Source organism: Lysobacter sp. yr284, assembly GCF_900107375.1.
In the GTDB taxonomy this organism is placed as follows: Bacteria; Pseudomonadota; Gammaproteobacteria; order Xanthomonadales; family Xanthomonadaceae; genus Lysobacter.
In genome coordinates this window covers 1-17,378 of the sequence record NZ_FNPT01000002.1, presented here as the reverse complement: position 1 = coordinate 17,378, position 17,378 = coordinate 1, and the positions used below count along the sequence as shown (strand labels likewise).

The 17,378-nt window shown below is 70.6% G+C and carries 12 protein-coding genes; 2 read left to right on the top strand and 10 right to left on the bottom strand.

What is annotated here, in order from left to right; genetic code table 11:
* Window positions 1-122 precede the first annotated feature (122 nt).
* Window positions 123-1,373, top strand: coding sequence for an MFS transporter (locus BLV01_RS05125; RefSeq protein WP_091794840.1), 1,251 nt, complete (start codon window positions 123-125; stop codon window positions 1,371-1,373).
* A gap of 300 nt (window positions 1,374-1,673) precedes the next feature.
* On the opposite strand, the gene BLV01_RS05120 is transcribed toward BLV01_RS05125, so the two are convergent.
* Window positions 1,674-2,171, bottom strand: a complete 498-nt coding sequence (locus BLV01_RS05120; protein WP_091794837.1) for a transcriptional repressor — start codon at window positions 2,169-2,171, stop codon at window positions 1,674-1,676.
* A 39-nt stretch (window positions 2,172-2,210) separates the two neighbouring features.
* Window positions 2,211-3,608 carry a glutamate--tRNA ligase gene (gltX, locus tag BLV01_RS05115; RefSeq protein WP_091794835.1) on the bottom strand — a complete coding sequence of 466 codons (1,398 nt, stop codon included), beginning with the start codon at window positions 3,606-3,608 and terminating at the stop codon, window positions 2,211-2,213.
* 153 nt (window positions 3,609-3,761) lie between these two features.
* Between gltX and lpxH the strand changes: the two genes are divergently transcribed.
* Complete coding sequence (gene lpxH / locus BLV01_RS05110) at window positions 3,762-4,496, top strand: UDP-2,3-diacylglucosamine diphosphatase (RefSeq protein WP_091794832.1); 735 nt, start codon at window positions 3,762-3,764, stop codon at window positions 4,494-4,496.
* Between the two features lie 275 nt (window positions 4,497-4,771).
* Here the strand turns inward: lpxH and BLV01_RS05105 are convergent, their stop codons facing one another.
* The 8 genes from BLV01_RS05105 to folC form a co-directional block, all read right to left on the bottom strand.
* Entirely contained in the window at window positions 4,772-7,030 is a 2,259-nt protein-coding gene (locus BLV01_RS05105; protein ID WP_091794829.1) for a TonB-dependent receptor, read from the bottom strand.
* A 282-nt stretch (window positions 7,031-7,312) separates the two neighbouring features.
* A complete protein-coding gene (locus BLV01_RS05100) occupies window positions 7,313-7,825 on the bottom strand; it encodes a hypothetical protein (protein WP_139178501.1) in 513 nt (170 codons plus the stop codon).
* A gap of 246 nt (window positions 7,826-8,071) precedes the next feature.
* Entirely contained in the window at window positions 8,072-10,510 is a 2,439-nt protein-coding gene (locus tag BLV01_RS05095; protein WP_254782517.1) for a S9 family peptidase, read from the bottom strand.
* Window positions 10,511-10,734: 224 nt separating this feature from the next.
* Complete coding sequence (locus BLV01_RS05090; RefSeq protein ID WP_091794820.1) at window positions 10,735-11,574, bottom strand: ferritin-like domain-containing protein; 840 nt, start codon at window positions 11,572-11,574, stop codon at window positions 10,735-10,737.
* The gene (gene purF / locus BLV01_RS05085) at window positions 11,571-13,040 is read right to left on the bottom strand and encodes an amidophosphoribosyltransferase (protein ID WP_091794817.1); all 1,470 of its coding nucleotides are present in this window, start codon (window positions 13,038-13,040) and stop codon (window positions 11,571-11,573) included. Before purF ends, BLV01_RS05090 begins: the two co-directional genes overlap by 4 nt.
* Before the next feature lie 221 nt (window positions 13,041-13,261).
* Window positions 13,262-14,131, bottom strand: coding sequence for a CvpA family protein (locus BLV01_RS05080; RefSeq protein WP_091794814.1), 870 nt, complete (start codon window positions 14,129-14,131; stop codon window positions 13,262-13,264).
* A 71-nt stretch (window positions 14,132-14,202) separates the two neighbouring features.
* A complete protein-coding gene (locus BLV01_RS05075; RefSeq protein WP_091794811.1) occupies window positions 14,203-15,288 on the bottom strand; it encodes an SPOR domain-containing protein in 1,086 nt (361 codons plus the stop codon).
* 256 nt (window positions 15,289-15,544) lie between these two features.
* Entirely contained in the window at window positions 15,545-16,810 is a 1,266-nt protein-coding gene (gene folC, locus BLV01_RS05070; protein WP_091794808.1) for a bifunctional tetrahydrofolate synthase/dihydrofolate synthase, read from the bottom strand.
* Between the last annotated feature and the right edge of the window lie 568 nt (window positions 16,811-17,378).

Below are 17,378 nucleotides of genomic sequence, written 5' to 3'. Positions count from 1 at the left end.
AAAGGCATCGGGCCTGAAGGCCCCAGCACCGGCCACCGGACGGCGTCGCGATACCGCCTCTTCCGCGGCAACGCCCGACCGAACGCCAGGCCGGAAGCCTCCACCCACTGCGCAGAGCTCCCATGAGCCCCACCTCGCCCACGGCGCCACCCAAGCCCGCGTCCTACTGGCCGCTGCTGCTCGCCGCCACCGCCATGCTGCTGATCACCATGGGCATCCGCCAGTCGCAAGGGCTGCTGGTCAAGCCGATCGGCCGCAGCACCGGCCTGGGCATCGCCGAGATCAGCTTCGCCCTGGCCATCGGCCAGTTCATATGGGGCGCGGTGCAGCCGCTGTTCGGCGCGCTCGCCGACCAGCGCGGTCCGGGCCGGGTGCTGGTGTTCGGCGGGCTGCTGCTGGTGGCCGGCATGGCGCTGACGCCGTTCGTGTCCTCGCAATGGGGCCTGACGGTGACCCTCGGCGTGCTCGGCGCGGCCGGCGCGGGCGCGGGCAGTTTCTCGGTCCTGATCGGCGCGACCGCGCAGCGCATCCCGGCGGAAAAGCGCTCGATGGCCGCGGGCGTGATCAACGCCGGCGGCTCGATGGGCCAGTTCTTGTTCGCGCCGCTGGTGCAGGCGGTGATCGCCGCGGCCGGCTGGATGGCGGCGATGTGGACGCTGGCCGTGGCCGCGCTGGCGACGCTGCCGCTGGCCTGGCCGCTGCGGCGCCGGCGCGAACGCGCGACGGCGGTGGCGGCGAACGCCGCGGCCGATGGCATCGGCCTGCGCGAACAGGTGCGCATCGCCTTACACAACCCGAGCTACTGGATGCTGCACGTCGGCTTCTTCACCTGCGGCTTCCACATCGCGTTCCTGGTCACCCACCTGCCCGGCGAGATCGCGCTGTGCGGGCTGTCGGACAACGTCTCGGCGATGGCGCTGGGGCTGATCGGCCTGTTCAACGTCGCCGGCAGCCTCGCCGCGGGCTGGCTCGGCCAGCGCTGGCGGATGAAGTACCTGCTCGCCGGCATGTACGCCAGCCGCGCCGCGCTGATCGCGATCTACCTGCTCTCGCCGCCGACGCCGCTGACCTTCTACCTGTTCGCCGCCGGCCTGGGCGTGACCTGGCTGGCGACGGTGCCGCCGACCGCGGGCCTGGTCGGCAAGCTGTTCGGCCCGCGCTACCTGGGCACCCTGTTCGGGCTGACCCTGCTCTCGCACCAGATCGGCGGCTTCTTCGGCGCCTGGCTCGGCGGCCTGGCGATGGCGAAGTTCGGCGACTACACCTGGATGTGGTACGCCGACATCGTGCTGGCGCTGCTGGCGGCGGCGGCGAACCTGCCGATCCGCGAAGCCAGGCCGGTCGCGCCCGGGTTGGCGGCGGCCAAGGCCTGAGCGAACCCGCATGGCCTGCCTGTAGGAACGGCGCGAGCCGCGACCGCGAATCCGCAACGACGACGTCTCCATCTGCAAGCCTTTCGCTGGCGGGAAGGTTCCGTCGTCGTTGCGGATTCGCAGTCGCGGCTCGCGCCGCTCCTACAGGGGGTTTGGGGGCGATAGCGGCGTTTTTGCGAGGTCGCGGCGATAGCGCCCGCACCCGCCGGCTCTGCGCCAGCGGGTAGTCTCGTCGTATGCGTGGTTCCGCGGTCGCGGCTTGCGCCGCTCCTACAGGGGGGCCGTCGGCGCCGTTGGCGATCAGGCCTTGGCGGCCTTGGCCTCGACGCAGCCGGCGCACATGCCGTGCACTTCCAGGGTCTGCGCCTGCGGCACGAAGCCCAGCGCGCGGGCGCGGGCTTCGAGCAGGTCGACGATGCGCTCGTCTTCCAGTTCGGTCGCCGACTGGCAGGTGTCGCAGATCAGGAAAGGCACCGCGTGCTGGGCGCCGCCGGGGTGGTGGCAGCCGACGAAGGCGTTGATCGACGCCAGCTTGTGGATGAAGCCGTGTTCGAGCAGGAAGTCCAGCGCGCGGTAGATCGTCGGCGGCGCCGCGGCGTCGTGGGTCGCCTTCATCTGGTCGAGCAGGTCGTAGGCCTTCATCGGCCGGCCGGCATCGGCGATCAGGCGCAGCGCGTGCGCGCGGATCGGCGTGAGCCGCAGCCCGCGCTGCTCGCAGGCCCGCTCGACCTCGTGCACGAAGGCGTCGCCGTCGTGGACGTGGTGCTGGGGATCGGTGCAGGCGGTGCTGGTGCTCATGGCGGGCTCCGGTGGCGGCGTGGCGGCCTTCGCGACGGGTTACGCGGGAATCTTAGTGAGGGCGGCGTCGATGCGTTGCAAGGCCTGGGCCTGGCCGGCCAGGTAGACCGTGTGCGAGATGTCCGGGCTGACCTGGGTGCCGGTGATGGCCACGCGCAGCGGCTGGGCGACCTTGCCCATGCCGATGCCCAGGGCCTCGGCGGCCTCGTGCAGGGCCGCGCCGACCGCGTCCGCGGTCCACGCCGGCAGCGCCGCCAGGCGCGCGCGCGCCTCGCTCAGCGGCGCCTGCGCGGCGGCGCCCAGGTGCTTGGCCACGGCCGCGTCGTCGTACTGCTGCAGCGGGCGATACCAGACCGCGGCGCGCTCGGCCATGTCCTTGAGCGTCTGCACGCGGTCGCGCAGCGCGATCACCACGTCGGCCGGCGCCGGGCCGGCGGCGAGATCGAAACCCTGCTGGCGCAGGTGCCATTCCAGGTGCTTGCCGACTTCGGCCGGATCGTCGTTCTTGAGGTACTGCTGGTTCATCCAGCCCAGCTTGGCCGCGTCCAGGCGCGAAGCGCTGGAATTGACGTCGGCGAGCTGGAACAGCCGGGTCATCTCCTCGATCGAGAAGATCTCCTGGTCGCCGTGCGACCAGCCCAGCCGCACCAGGTAGTTCAGCAGCGCGTGCGGCAGGTAGCCGGCGTCGCGATACTGCATCACATCGGCCGCGCCGGTGCGCTTGGACAGTTTGGCGCCGCTTTCGTCCAGGATCATCGGCAAATGCGAGAAATGCGGCACCGGCGCGCCCAGCGCGCGGTAGATGTTGATCTGGCGCGGAGTGTTGTTGACGTGGTCGTCGCCGCGCACGACATCGGTGATGCGCATGTCGAGGTCGTCGACCACCACCGCGAAGTTGTAGGTCGGGTAGCCGTCGGCGCGGAAGATCACCAGGTCGTCGAGCTCGCTGTTGGCGATCTCGATCCGGCCCTTGACCTTGTCCTCGAACACCACCGTGCCCTCGAGCGGGTTCTTGAAGCGGATCACCCGGTTGGGATCGTCGCGGAACGGCTCGTTGCGCTCGCGATAGGCGCCGTTGTAGCGCGGCTTCTCCTTGGCGGCGAGCGCGGCGTTGCGCGCGGCTTCGAGCTCGTCGCGGGTTTCGTAGGCGTAGTACGCGGTGCCGGCGGCGACCATCTGCTCGGCCACCTCGCGATAACGCTGCAGGCGCTGGGTCTGGTAGATCGGGCCTTCGTCGTAGCCCAGCCCGAGCCAGTCCATCGCCTCCAGGATCGCGTCGATCGCCGCCTGGGTGCTGCGCTCGCGGTCGGTGTCCTCGATGCGCAGGACGAACTGCCCGCCCGCGCGGCGCGCTTCCAGCCAGCAGTACAGGGCGGTGCGGGCACCGCCGATGTGCAGGTAGCCGGTGGGACTGGGGGCGAAGCGGGTGCGGGTCATGCGCGGGCTCGGGTGGATCGGAGGGAGACCGGGGATTTTAACGGATGCGGGCGCGGCGGGCGCCCTGGCGGCCAAACCGCCTCGCGCCGGCCTTTCGCGGCCCCGGTGCGCCCTGCCCCGGCCCGGCCCGGGCAAACGCCCTAAACTAGCGCCATGACCACGCTCTTCATTTCCGACCTGCACCTGGACGCCGAACGCCCGCAGATCACCGAGCTGTTCGGCCGTTTCGTCCGCGACGAGGCCCGCGGCGCCGACGCGCTGTACATCCTCGGCGACCTGTTCGAAGCCTGGGTCGGCGACGACGACCCGGCCGAGACCGGCGCCTTCGTCGCCGCCGAGCTCAAGGCGCTGGCCGACTCGGGCGTGCCGGTATTCTTCATCCGCGGCAACCGCGATTTCCTGCTCGGCCGCGACTACGCGCAGCGCGCCGGCATGCGCATCCTGCCGGACCCGGCGGTGATCGTGCTGTACGGCCGGCCGGTGCTGATCGGCCACGGCGACCTGCTGTGCACCGACGATATCGCCTACCAGCAGTTCCGCGCCCAGACCCGCCATCCGCTGTGGCAGGCGCAGTTCCTGGCCCAGCCGCTGGCCGCGCGCCTGGCCTTCGCCCAGCAGGCGCGCGCGGCGAGCAAGGCGCACCAGGCCGGGCTCAAGGACGCCGGGCGCATGGAGACCATCACCGACGTCGCCGCGGCCACCGTCGCCGAGACCTTCGTGCGCTATGGCGTGGACACGATGATCCACGGCCACACCCACCGCCCGGCGATCCACGACCTCGACGCCGGCGGCCGCGCCTGCAAGCGCGTGGTGCTCGGCGACTGGTACGAACAAGGTTCGGTGCTGCGGGTGGATCGCGACGGCCTGCAACTGCAAGCGCTGAACTGAACCCGCATGGCCTGCCTGTAGGAGCGGCGCGAGCCGCGACTGCGGGGTAGCAAGTTGCGCCGCATGCGCCCACAAGCGCCGACTCGCCCGCATGGGCCTCCTGTAGGAGCGGCGCGAGCCGCGACCGCGGAATAGCAGGTCGCGTCGTAAGCGCGGTGTCGCGGTCGCGGCTTGCGCCGCTCCTACAGTCGCTGCGCCGTCACCGCAAAAACGAACGCCCGCGACGACGCGGGCGTTCGCTTGTCCGACGCCCTAGCGGGCGCGAACGGCTCCGATCAGAACCGCACTTCCGCCGTCACGAACACCTGCCGCGGCGCGCCCGACTGCAGCGTGTAGTTCAGGCCCTTCGGGTCCGACGCCACGAAGCCGTTGGTGCCGATGCTGCCGAAGTATTCCTTGTCGAACAGGTTGGTCGCGTTCAACTGCAGCTTGAACGCGTCCGCCCACGACAGTTGCTTCCATTCGTACGACGCGGCCGCGTCGACCACCCAGAACCCGTCGACCTTGGAGTCGTTGAGGTAGGTCAGGTAGCGCTTGTCGGTGTACTTGGCGCCCAGTTGCAGGGCCAGGCCGTCGCGTTCCCAGCGCAGCTCGGTCGCGTACAGGCGCTTGGGCGCGTCGACCGCCTGCTTGCCCTTGGTCCGCACCAGGGTGACGCCGTCGAGGTAATCCGACTCGTACTGCGAATCGTTGAACGCCAGCGAGTGGTACCAGCTCAGCCCGGCGATCGGCTTCCACAGCACGGTGACCTCGGCGCCGCGGCTGTCCACGTCGCCGACGTTGGCGAAGCTGGACGCGCAGCCGACGATGCCGGCGCAACGCGCGATCGCCAGCAGGCGGTTCTCGAAGTTGACCCGGTACACCGCCACCGAGGCCTCGATCTGCTCGCGGCTGGTGCGCAGGCCGGCTTCGAAGGTCTTGGAGCTTTCCGGCTCGAGCGAGCCGACCGCCGCATCGAACGCCGCCTGCGAGGTCGAATGCGGGCCGTTGACGCCGGTGCGGAACGCCGACAGGTTTTCGCTATACGAACCGAAGATTTCCTCGTGCTCGCCGAGCTGCCAGCGCGCGCCGAGCTGCGGCAGGAAGTTGTCCTCCGACACCAGCTTGCCGCTGGCGCGGCTGGCGCCGCCGATCAGGGTCTTGCCGTCGGTCTCCACGCGCAGGCCCTTGAAGCCCGCGTCCACGGCCAGGCGGCCGTCGGCGAACTCCATGTGGTCGAGCACGTAGTACATGCGCGTGTCGGTGTCGAAGCGCTGGCGGAACACGCGCTCGGACGGGTTGCGGTAGAAGAAGATGTCGTTCGGCGGCTCGTTGCGCTGGAGGTCGTAGAAGTTGCGCTGCACGCCGTGGTCGTTCTTCTCCAGCCACAGGCCGGCCTGCAGGCGGTGGTTGCCGAGCTGCCAGCTCAGGCTCGGCATGAAGCCGGTGCGCTCGATGTCGTACTCGGTGGTGCGCATGCGCAGCGGCACCGTCGGCGAGGTCGAATACGGCGTGGCCCAATGGCCCTGGCCTTCGTTGGTGTGGTAGTAGGCGGTGGCCGCCAGGGTCAGGTCGGGCGAGGCGTTCCACTCGGCGCTGAGGTAGACCAAGTCGTCGTCGCGCACGCCGCGGGCGATGTAGTAGGCGTCGTCGACGCTGGTCACGCCGCCGCGGAAAACGCCGCCGGCCGCGTCGATCGCGCGCTGCCAGTCCTTGGCGTAGTTGTCCCAGTCCATGCCCAGGCGCTTGGCCGATTCCAGCGACAGGTCGGCGTAGTCGGTCTCGCGACGGCGCGAGGAATCGGCGAAGCCGGTGATCTTGAAGTCCTCGCCGGCGTAGACGAACTTGCCGTTGAACTGCGAACCGCGCTGCGGGCCGTCGCCCTTCCACTTGTCGGTGGTGTGGTAGACGCCGCTGAGGTAGGCGCTGAAGCCGTTGTGGTCGCCGGTGTCCATGCGCACGAAGCTGCGGCTGGTCGAATCGCTGCCCAGGGTCTGGGCCAGGCGCACGCCGAACTCGGAGGCGGGATCGGAACTGAAGAAGCGCAAGGTGCCGCCGAGGTTGCCCGAGGACGCGGTGTCGATCGCGCCCGAGCCCTGCGAGAGTTCGGCGCCGGACAGGTTCTCCGAGGAGATCGCGCGGCCGATGTGCAGGCCGTTGTGGTTGCCGTAGCTCATATCGCCCAGCGGCACGCCGTCGAGGGTGAAGCCGAGCTGCTGCTGCGAGAAGCCGCGGATGCTGAGCTTGCTCGACCACTCGTAGTTGCCCCACGGATCGGAGCTCTGGAAGTGCACGCCCGGCAGCTTGGCCATCACCTTGAGCGGATTGGTGCCGGCGGCTTCGCGCTGCAGTTCGGCGCGGCCCAAGACCTGCACCTGGCGGGTCTGGCCGGTGCCGACCACCGACACCTTGTCGAGCGTGGTGGCGTCGCGGCCGGCGTCGGCGGTAGCGTCGGCGGGCGCGGCATCGGCGGCGGGCGCTTCGGCGGCGAAGCTGGAACCTGCGTGCAGGCACAGCAGGATCGAGGCGGCGAGGAGCGTCGTCTTCGTCGTCATGGGACTTCCGATTTGTATGGGGGACCGCCACTGGCGCGATCCCTCGCGTCATTCGCTCCGGGCGGCGGGGAGCGAAGGCCGGAAGTCTGTTCGGGACGTGTGAAAGGGGTATTTCAGATCGGCGTCATTTGATCGAATCGGCGCAGAGGGTGTGCGCGGGTTGCCAGCGCAGACACGAGCGCGATCGCAAACTTCGGCGTTTATGACGCCGTCTATCGCCGTTGCCGCCGCCGATGGCGGCGCACAAGCGTATACGTTCGATGGTTTCGCGGCGGCGCGCGCTTACTCGGTGATCGCGACCGACAACCCCACCACCCGTCCTTCTTGCAGGAAGTAGCGATAAATCAGGCCGGTGTCCGGCCCGCGCGCAAGGAATTCGATTTCCTCGACCCGTCGCCCCAGCAGCCGGGTCGGGCCGCGCCGCAGGAAATGGCGGCGTTTGGCGGCGTTCACCGCTTCGGCGGCGGGGCTGCCCAGCGTCACGCCGAACAACTCCACCGCGGCCAGCGATTCGGTCCGCCCGCTCACCGCGCGCGGCGGGCCGAACGAGGACACCAGCATCTCGTCGATGGTGCGATAGAACGGCGCCGGATCCATGTCGCTGGCCAGGCGCAACCAGCGATCCGATACGGCATCGCGATACCAGCGGTACTGGACGCCTCTGTCCACCGTCACCCAGCCCGGGCCATAAGCGCGGACGACTTCGCTTTGGTCGTACACGTGGGGAACGAAATCGCGCTTGGCGAAGCTCTGGGCCACGTATTGGCGCGGCCGCGCCGCGGCGGCGCCGGCCAAGCAAGCCATCAAGGTCAGCGCCAGGCCGGCATCGCGCGCGAACCCGCGCCAGGCGCGTTCGCGCAGGCGGAAAAATCCGTGAGCCGATCCGCTGGGTTGCGCGTCCATTCGCCGCTCCTGTTTTCGTCCGTGCTTCGGCCGCCGCCGACGCGACGAGGCCAGTATCGCGCAAGTGCGCCGACGCGGCGATGGCGCACCGGCACCGCGCCCGGACGTCTGCCCGGACACGGCGCCGACGCGCGCGGGTCAGAACACCTGGCCCGTCGGCTTGCCCGGCGGCGGCGCCAGCTTGTACCCGGCCGGCGGCTTGGTCCCGCCCAGGTGCTCGACGAAGTAATCCCACATCCGCCGCGTGTAGTACGCGTCGTTGCGGAACAGTTCGTGGTTCTGGTTCGGCAGGTACAGCAGGTCGAAGTCCTTGTTGGCGCGGATCAGCGCCGAAGAGAACTGCAGCGTCACCGCCGGCAGCGCGTTCTCGTCGAGGTCGCCCAGCACCAGCATCAGCTTGCCTTGCAGCTTGTCGGCCAGGGCGGCGTTGTCGAGCTTGCGGTAGTTCTCCGGTATCGCGCCCGGCGAGGGCCGGACGTGGCGGCCGTCGCCGTAGTCCGGCGGGCCGCCGAGCAGGCGTTCCAGGCCGTTGACGCCGCCGCCGTACATGCCCTGGTAGTTGTGCGGCCCGGCCGAGGACACCGCGACCTTGTAGAAATCCGGCCGGTACAGCATCGCGCGGGTGGAGGTGTAGCCGCCGAAGGAATGGCCGTAGACGCCGACCCGGCCGGCGTCGATGCCGGGAAAACGCTGCGCCAGTTGCTGGATCGCGGCGACGTGGTCGTCGATCTGCGGGTCGGCGAAATCGCCGAAGCTGACATCGTGGAAGGCCTGCGAACGCCCCGGCGTGCCGCGCGCGTCGATGGTGATCGTCACGAAGCCCAGCCGCGCCAGCGCCGAGCGCGAGATCGGATTGGTGGTGGCGGTGGCGTCGACGAAGCCGACCGGGGCGTTGTTGATCTGCGGGCCGCCGTAGTACGCGTCGATCACCGGGTACTGGCCCGGCCGGGCTTTTTGCTTCGCGTAGTCCGGCGGGAAATAGGCCGTGGCCCAGATCTCGCTGCGGCCGTCGGCGGCGGTGAACTTGAGCCGCTGCGGCGGCACCCAGCCGGCGGCGCGCACCGCGCTGTCGTCGGCGCGTTCGAGTTCCAGCGCGACCGCGCCGTCGCGGGTGGAGCGCAGCACGGTGCGCGGGGCCGCGTCGAGGGTCGAGTAACTGTCGATGACGTACGCGCGGTCCGGCGAGAGTTGGTCGTTCGGCGGGCCGCCGAGGATCGCGCTGGCGCCGGCTTCGATCGCGTGATCGGCCGCCTCCGGGGTCAGCAAGGTCGGTTCGCCGCCGTCCAGCGAAACCCGATACAGCCGGCGCTGGTAGGGATCGCCGGGCTCGCGCCCGCCGGCGGTGAAGAACAGTTCGCCGCGCGCCTCGTCGACGCCGATGACGTCGCGTACCAGCCACTTCCCTGAGGTGATCCGCCGGATCAATCGGCCGTCGCGCAGGTCGTAGAGGTAGAGATGGCCCCAGCCGTCGCGCTCGGAGAACCACACGATCTGGTTGCGCGCGCCCAGCACCGCCACTGCCGGGCGGCTGTAGAGGAAATCGTTGAGCTGGATGCGGGTGTCGGAGCGCTCTTCCAGCAACGCGCGAATCTTGCCGCTGTCCAGCTCGACCTCGGTCAGCTGCATGCGCGCCGGGCGGTCGTAGCGGGCGATCGGCGCATAGACGCGGCGGCCGTCGGCCGACCAGCCCAGCAGGTCGGATTCGATCGCGTGGTTCCAGCCTTCGGGGATGGCGATGCGCCGGACCTTGCCGGCATCCACATCGATCGAATACCACTCGTCGCGCGCGGTCTCGGCCTCGCCGAGCAGGCCCAGGCGGATGTCGTAGACCTTGGGCTTCCAGCCGTTCTCCGGCGCCATCGCCACCATCGGATACGGTTCGACCTTGCGCTCGTCGTAGCGGGTGCCGAACACGCGCTTGCCGTCGGGCGACCAGCTCACCGTCATCGGCGGCGACGTCCATTTTCCCTGCTGTCGCGGCACCGCGTGCAGGGCGAAGTCGGGCAGCACGCCGTAGCCGTAGTGCGCCTCGCCGTCGCGGGTGAGCTGGCGTTCGGCGCCGCTGCGCAGGTCGCGCAGCCACAGGTTGTGTTCGCGCACCAGCAGCGCGCGGGTGCCGTCGGGCGAGGCCAGCCACAGCGGATCGGGCACGGCCAACGCGGAGGCCTCGCAGCGGTAGGCCGACAGGTCGCACGACAGCGCGACCGCGCCGGCGGCGAAGCGGCCGCGCAGCGCGCCGTCCTCGAGTCGCACCGACCGCGGCGCCGGGTCGGCGTCCGCCGCCACCGCGGCCAGCGCCTGGCGCAGGCGCGCCGGATCGAACAGCGGCGCGCGCGTGCGCCGGGCCGGATCGACCAGCACGTACTCGGCGCCGGCGGCGCCGTCGCGGCGATACCAGAAGCGGCCGTCGGCCAGCCAATGCGGATCGACCTTGGCGTTGCGGACCTTGCCCTTGAGGTTGTAGTCCAGCACCTTCTCGGCGCGGGCGTAGTCGTCCGCGCCGGGGCCGGCGGCGTGCGCGTGCGACGGCGCGCAGGCCAGCAGCGATGCGGCGAACAATGCGATCGTCGGTCTCACAGTCTCCCCCTTCCCTGTCTGTGGAACGGCGACCATGGCATATCCGCCGCGGCGGCGCTTTGCGCGCGAAGGTGGCGGAATGACGCGGCGCAGCGAGCGCGCACGGATGTGTTTTTTTGCGGGAGGGACTTCAGTCCCGATGCCTTTCGCTCAGCGCACGGCGAACTGACCCGAAAGCGTCGGGACTGAAGTCCCTCCCACAAAAGCTTTCAGCGCCGATCGGCTCAGTCGCGTGTGTTGGCGAAGGCTTCCAGCATGCGCAGCTCTTCGTCGTCGAAACCGGCGGCGCTGCGCGCGTCGAAATTGAACGGGCCGTACAGCACGGCGCGCGCGTATTCGGCCAGCAGCTCGCGAAAGCGCGGGTTCGGATCGACGCCGGCGCGCGCGCAGTACCAGCGGAACCAGTGCGAGCCGGCGGCGACGTGGCCGACCTCTTCGCGCAGGATGGTTTCGAGGATCGCGACGGTGGCGGTGTCGCCGATCGAACGCAGCTTGACGATCATGCCCGGGGTCACGTCCAGGCCGCGCGCCTCCAGCACCCGCGGCACCAGGGCCATGCGCGCCAGGCCGTCGTGCGCGGTCTTCTCGGCCATTTCCCACAGCCCGTTGTGGGCGTCGAAATCGCCGTAGTCGTAGCCCAGCTCGCGCAGGCGCTCGCGCAGCAACTGGAAGTGGCGCGCCTCGTCGTTGGCCACGCCGACCCAGTCGGCATAGAACTGCGCCGGCAGGCCGCGAAAGCGGTAGACCGCGTCCCAGCCCAGGTCGATGGCGTTGAATTCGATGTGGGCGATGGCGTGGACGAAGGCGGCGCGGCCTTCGGCGGTGCCGAAGCCGCGCTTGGGCAGTTCGCGCGGATGCACCAGCGCCGGCTTCGACGGCCGGCCGGGCATGCGGATCGGCTCGGGCGGCGGCGCATCGTCGGGCGTCGCCAGCTCGCCGCGCGCGAACGCGCTGGCATAGGCGAAGGTCAGCTCGACCTTGGCCTGCGGCGTGGCCGCATCGAGGCAGGCGCGCGCGGCATCGAACAGGCTCGACGCCGGCGCCTCAGGCGCCGCCGCGCTCACGAAGCGCGGCGGGTCTTCTTGGCGTCGTCCGAGCGCATCTGCTGGATGCGCTCGAAATACCCCGGCTCCACGCCGGTCACGTACTCGCCGTTGAAGCAGGACGAATCGAAGTGGTCGATGCGGTGCTTGGGCCCGGACACCGCCTGTTCCAGCGCGTCGAGGTCCTGGTAGATCAGCCAGTCGCAGCCCAGCAGTTCCTGCACCTGCTCGTCGCTGCGGCCGTGCGCGACCAGTTCCTCGGCCGAGGGCATGTCGATGCCGTAGATGTTCGGGTGGCGCACCGCCGGCGCGGCGGACGCCAGGTAGACCTTGCGCGCGCCGGCGTCGCGCGCCATCTGCACGATCTGGCGCGAGGTGGTGCCGCGCACGATCGAGTCGTCGACCAGCAGCACCACGCGGTTGCGGAACTCCAGCGGGATCGGATTGAGCTTGCGCCTGACCGACTTCGCCCGCTCGCCCTGCCCCGGCATGATGAAGGTGCGGCCGACGTAGCGGTTCTTGATGAAGCCTTCGCGGTACTTCACGCCCAGGGTGTTGGCGATTTCCAGGGCCGAGTCGCGCGAGGTGTCGGGAATCGGGATCACCACGTCGATGTCGTGGTCCGGGCGCAGGCGCAGGATCTTCTCGCCGAGCGTCTGGCCCATGCGCATGCGCGCCTTGTGCACCGAGACGTCGTCCATCATCGAGTCGGGACGGGCGAAGTAGACGTATTCGAAGATGCACGGCGTGTGCTTGCGCACCTCGGCGCACTGGTGCGAGAACAGCTCGCCGCGCGCGGTGACCACGATGCCCTCGCCCGGGCGCACGTCGCGCACGCGCTCGAAGCCGAGCAGGTCCAGCGCCACCGATTCGGAGGCGACGGCGTATTCGTCCTGGTTGCCGATGCGGCGCTTGCCCAGCACCAGCGGGCGGATGCCGTGCGGGTCGCGGAACGCGACCAGGCCCAGGCCGAGCACGGTGGCGACCACGGCATAGCCGCCGACGCAGCGGCGGTGCACGCCCTCGATCGCGGCGAACGCGGCCTCCGGGGTCAGCGCGCGCTGGCGGTCGAGCTCGTGCGCGAACACGTTGAGCAGCACTTCCGAATCCGATTCGGTGTTGATGTTGCGGCGGTCCTGCTCGAACACTTCGCGGCGCAGCGTGTCGGTGTTGATCAGGTTGCCGTTGTGCGCCAGCGCGATGCCGAACGGCGAGTTGACGTAGAACGGCTGGGCCTCGTCGGAGCCTTCGCTGCCGGCGGTCGGGTAGCGGCAGTGGCCGATGCCGACGCGGCCTTCGAGCAGGCGCATCGACGCCTCGTCGAACACGTCGCTGACCAGGCCGTTGCCCTTGTGCACGCGCAGGCGCGCGCCGTCGGCGGTGGCGATGCCGGCCGCGTCCTGGCCGCGGTGCTGCAGCACGGTGAGTCCGTCGTAGAGCTGGGCGGCGACATCCGTGTTGCCGACGATTCCGAGAATGCCGCACATAGCGCTGGTCCTGCCTGTGGTGTCGCGTGGGGACGCGGTGAGTCGTGGGGCCGCCTGCCGCGGCGGCGCGGATTATCGCCCGTGGCGGCCGCAATTGCAGTGCCGCGGCGCCGGCGGCGGCCGCGGCGGAAGCGAAACGGCCGGATACGCATGGCGCAGATGGCGCCGCCGCCGGCGTTCGTCAGCGGCGCGGCGCGCGATGCTGCGTTGCGCGCCGGCGCCTACTGCACGTGCTTGTCGTCGTTGCGCGCGTCGATCGGGCGGCCATCGTCCTGGATCGGGCCGTCTTCGCCCGCGCGCGGGCGGTTGCCCGCGCCCTGCCCGGACGGCAGCTTCGGCATCAGGTCGCGCAAGGCGCCGGGCAGCATGTCGGTGAGCGGGTTGCCGCTGCCGCCGCCGCGCCGCTGGGCCTGCGGTTCAGGCAGCGGCTGCGGCAGCGCCTGGGCCGGGTCGGTATGCGCCGGGCCCTGGCCGCCGAACGCGCCCGGCAGCGCGCCGCCGAGCCCGTCGAGCCCGCCGGTCGGCAACTGCATCTTGCCCTTGATGTTCTTTTCCAGCTGGCCGGCCTGGGTCTGCACGGTTTCCTGCAGCGAGCCGCCGCGGCCTTCCAGGTCGACCTTGGCCGCCATCGGGTCCGGCAGCGCGCTGCGCATCAGCTGGGCGCCCGGCATCAGCAGCTTGGCCAGGCTCGAATCGCGCCAGCTGCGCTCGCGCGGCAATGTGGTCATGGCCAGCACCACCAGCAGCGCGCAGGCGAAGATCAGCCCGCGCAGGGTGCCCAGGCCCAGGCCCATCAGCCGGTCCATCTCCGACAGGCCGTAGGAATGGGCGACGGTGCGGATCACGTAGCCGAGGATGCCCACGCCGATCCAGATCGCGGCGAAGCACAGGGTGTAGCCGGCGGCGTAGGAGCCCCAGCTCAGGCCGCTGTCGCCGAGCACGTGGGCGACGTCGCCGCCGAACAGGAACGCGCCCAGCCCGGCCAGCAGCCAGGCCGCCAGCGACATGGCCACGCCGATCAGCCCGCGCGCCATGCCCAGCAGCGCCGACAAGGCCACGATCAGCAGCAAGCCCCAGTCCAGAGCCGTCATTGCGCCTTACTCCCTAGCGTGTTGCGGCCGCCGCTCACTGGCAGCCGGTTGCGGTCGCGCCGGGCGCGTCCTTACGGATGCGGCTTGACCAGCGCGTCGCCGATGCCGAGCTTGGCCGCGACCTGGCCCTTGAGCTTGTCGGCGTCGGCGCGATTGACCACCGGACCGATGCGCACGCGGTTGAGCGTGCCCTTGTCGGTGCGGACCTGTTCGACGAACGCGCTGAAACCGGCCGCGCGGGCGCGGTCGCGCAGTTTGTTGGCTTCCTCGGCATTGCCGAAGGCGCCGAGCTGGACGGCGAAGCCGGTGCCGGCGGCGGCCGGCTTGGCCGGCGCGGCGGGTTCGGGCTTGGCGGCGGGCTTGGCCGGCTCCAGCGGCTTGGTCTCCACCGGCTTGGCGCTGGCGACCGGCTTGGTGTCCGCGGGCTTGGCCGGCTTGGCTTCGGCGGGCTTGGCCGCGACCGGCTTGGCCGGCTCCGGCGGCAGCGCCGCGGGCTTGGCCGGCTTGTTCTCGTTGAGCGGCGCCGGGGTGCTCGCCGGCTTGGCCGGGGCAGGCGCCGGGCCGGAGGCCAGGTCGGCGGCATCGGCGTTGAGCACGACGACCTTGGCGTTGATGTCGTTGCGCACCTTGGTCGAATTCAGGCGCGCGGCCTCGGCGTCGGCCTGGGTCGCGAACGGCCCGATGCGCACGCGGTAGACGGTGCGGCCGTTGGCGCCGGCCGCGGTTTCCTGATAGCCCGGCAGGCGCGCGGCCTGCAGCGCGGCGATGACCCGGTCGGCGTCGCCGGCGCTGGCGTAGCTGCCGAAGCTGACGGCGTAGTCGCCGCCGGCGGCGGCGGCCGGCTGCATGCCCTGGCGGCCGGCGGCGGTGTCCACCGTCGGCAGGGTCTGGCCGTTGCCGGCCGGCGCGGCGGCGCCCGGCTCCGGCTGCGGGCGTTCCATCCCGACCATGCCGTCGTGCGGTGCGTCGCCCGGGGTCACCAGGGGCAGCTCGCGGGTTTCGCCCTGGCCGCCCTGCGGCTGGTCGGGCAAGGTCAACGGAACATCGGAGGCGCCGCTTTCGGGCGCCGGGCCCTTGATCAGCATGGGCAGGAAGATCACCGCCAGTGCGATCAACACCAACGCACCGATCAATCGCTGTTTCAGGGCAGGTTCCATCGCTACTCAGTCGCTCGCTGGCCGGGGTGCCGCGCGAATTATACCCCCGGTCGGCGAAAGGGCCGGGCGCGGGCGGCGGGGTTCGGTGACGCGTTCAGAAAAACACGCTGCGCACAGGCGTTGTTCGCAGGATCGAAAGAGGCCTTTCTTGTGGGAGGGCCTTCAGGCCCGACGCTTTCCTGTCAGGCCACCGTGATCGGGTACGAAAGCGCCGGGCCTGAAGGCCCTCCCACAAAGGCAGACGCTGCGCGACGGCTTACTCGCCGGCGAGCGCCTGCAAGGCTTCGGCGGCGGTGTGGAACGAGCCGAACACCAGGATGCGTTCGCCCTCGCCCGCCGCCGCGCGCGCGGCGGCCAGCGCCTGGGCGACGCTGGCGTGACGCAGTCCGCGTTCGGCGACGCTGCCTTGCAGGCGCTCGGCGAAGGCGTCCACCGTGGTGCCGCGCGGGCCGCCGAGGCCGGCCAGGTGCCAGGCCGCGATGCGTTCGCCCAGCGCCGCGACCACGCCCACCGCGTCCTTGTCGCCGAGCGCGGCGAACACCGCCCGGGTCGGCCGCGGCGGCTGCGCGTCGAGCCACGCGGCCAGTTCGCGCGCGGCCTGCGGGTTGTGGCCGACGTCGACCAGGATCTGCGCGCCGTCGCGCTCGAACCGCTGCAGGCGGCCGGCCACGCGCGCCTGCGCCACGCCCTGCGCCAAGGCCTCGTCGCTCGGCGCGGCGTCCAGCGCGCGCAGCGCGGCGATCGCGACCGCGGCGTTGCGCATCTGCACCGGCGCGCTCAGCGCCGGGCGCGGCAATCGCGCCTCGTAGCCGACCTCGCGCCAGTTCCAATGCGCCGCGTCGTCGTCGGCCGGCGCGAAGAAGAAATCGCAGCCGGCGCGCACCGCCGAGGCGCCGATCAGGTAGGCATGGCGCAGCACGCTCGACGGCGGATCGTCGTCGCCGAGCACCAGCGGCTTGAAGCCGCGGGCGATGCCGGCCTTCTCGAAACCGATGCTCTCGCGGTCGTCGCCGAGGTAGTCCTGGTGGTCCAGGTCGACCGTGGTGATCACCGCCACGTCGGCATCGACGAGGTTGGTCGCATCCAGGCGCCCGCCGAGACCGACTTCCAGGATCGCCAGATCCAGCCCCGCGCGTTCGAACAGCCACAGCGCGGCCAGGGTGCCGTATTCGAAATAGGTCAGCGCCACCTCGCCGCGCGCGGCCTCGATGGCCTCGAACGCCGCGACGATATCGGCATCGGCCGCATCGGCGCCGTCAATGCGGATGCGCTCGTTGTAGGCCAGCAGGTGCGGCGAGGTGTAGGCCCCGACCCGGCGCCCATCGGCGCGGGCGATAGCCTCGATGAAGGCCACCGTGGAGCCCTTGCCGTTGGTGCCGCCGACGGTGATGACCTCGCGGCCGGGGCGGCTCAGGCCGAGGCGCTGGGAGACTTCGCGGATGCGCTCCAGGCCCATGTCGATGGACTTGGGGTGGATGCGTTCGATGTAGGAGAGCCAGTCGGCGAGGGAACGGGTTTGCATGCGGCTATTGTCGCCGATCCCGCCGCCGGCTGGAGCGGTCGTCGCCCAGGTGTGGGCGCTGCGGCACCGCCGGGACGGGGCGTCGGTGCCTCTCGGGGCGGCATGGCGGTGTCGAGGCCGTCGCTACCGGGCAGTGGGGGCCGTCCAGCGCTTCAGTAGGCGCCCGGAGACAGCGGCTGTGGCTGTGGCTATGGCTGTTGCCCTTGCTGTGGCTGTTGCTGTTCGCTCGGACGCAACTCCACGCGAAGAACATGCCGGCAGCCCCGGAGGGCGCGCGCATGGATGCGCGCGTGCGCCATGGGACAGGATGTCCCTTATGGCGCAGCCCCGCGCCGGGTGCTGGACTTGGTGGCTGGTGACTTTAGACCAGCGTTTTTCTTTGGTTACTTTCTTTTGGCGCGCTGCCAAAAGAAAGTAACTCGGCCGCTTGCGGACGAAAGCTCTTGATTGCAGCTTGTCGTCACTCGTCAACGACGGCAGTGAAGTTGCGTATCCGACTGTAGGAGCGGCGCGAGCCGCGACCGCGACAACACAACTTACGACGAAACTTACGCAATCGCCGCGCTGG

What these genes read in the sequence shown, in the direction of transcription:
- BLV01_RS05125 (WP_091794840.1), top strand. Translation starts at nt 123, where the DNA reads ATGAGCCCCACCTCGCCCACGGCGCCACCCAAGCCCGCGTCCTACTGG.
- BLV01_RS05120 (WP_091794837.1), bottom strand. Translation starts at nt 2,171, where the DNA reads ATGAGCACCAGCACCGCCTGCACCGATCCCCAGCACCACGTCCACGAC.
- gltX (WP_091794835.1), bottom strand. Translation starts at nt 3,608, where the DNA reads ATGACCCGCACCCGCTTCGCCCCCAGTCCCACCGGCTACCTGCACATC.
- lpxH (WP_091794832.1), top strand. Translation starts at nt 3,762, where the DNA reads ATGACCACGCTCTTCATTTCCGACCTGCACCTGGACGCCGAACGCCCG.
- BLV01_RS05105 (WP_091794829.1), bottom strand. Translation starts at nt 7,030, where the DNA reads ATGACGACGAAGACGACGCTCCTCGCCGCCTCGATCCTGCTGTGCCTG.
- purF (WP_091794817.1), bottom strand. Translation starts at nt 13,040, where the DNA reads ATGTGCGGCATTCTCGGAATCGTCGGCAACACGGATGTCGCCGCCCAG.
- BLV01_RS05080 (WP_091794814.1), bottom strand. Translation starts at nt 14,131, where the DNA reads ATGACGGCTCTGGACTGGGGCTTGCTGCTGATCGTGGCCTTGTCGGCG.
- BLV01_RS05075 (WP_091794811.1), bottom strand. Translation starts at nt 15,288, where the DNA reads ATGGAACCTGCCCTGAAACAGCGATTGATCGGTGCGTTGGTGTTGATC.
- folC (WP_091794808.1), bottom strand. Translation starts at nt 16,810, where the DNA reads ATGCAAACCCGTTCCCTCGCCGACTGGCTCTCCTACATCGAACGCATC.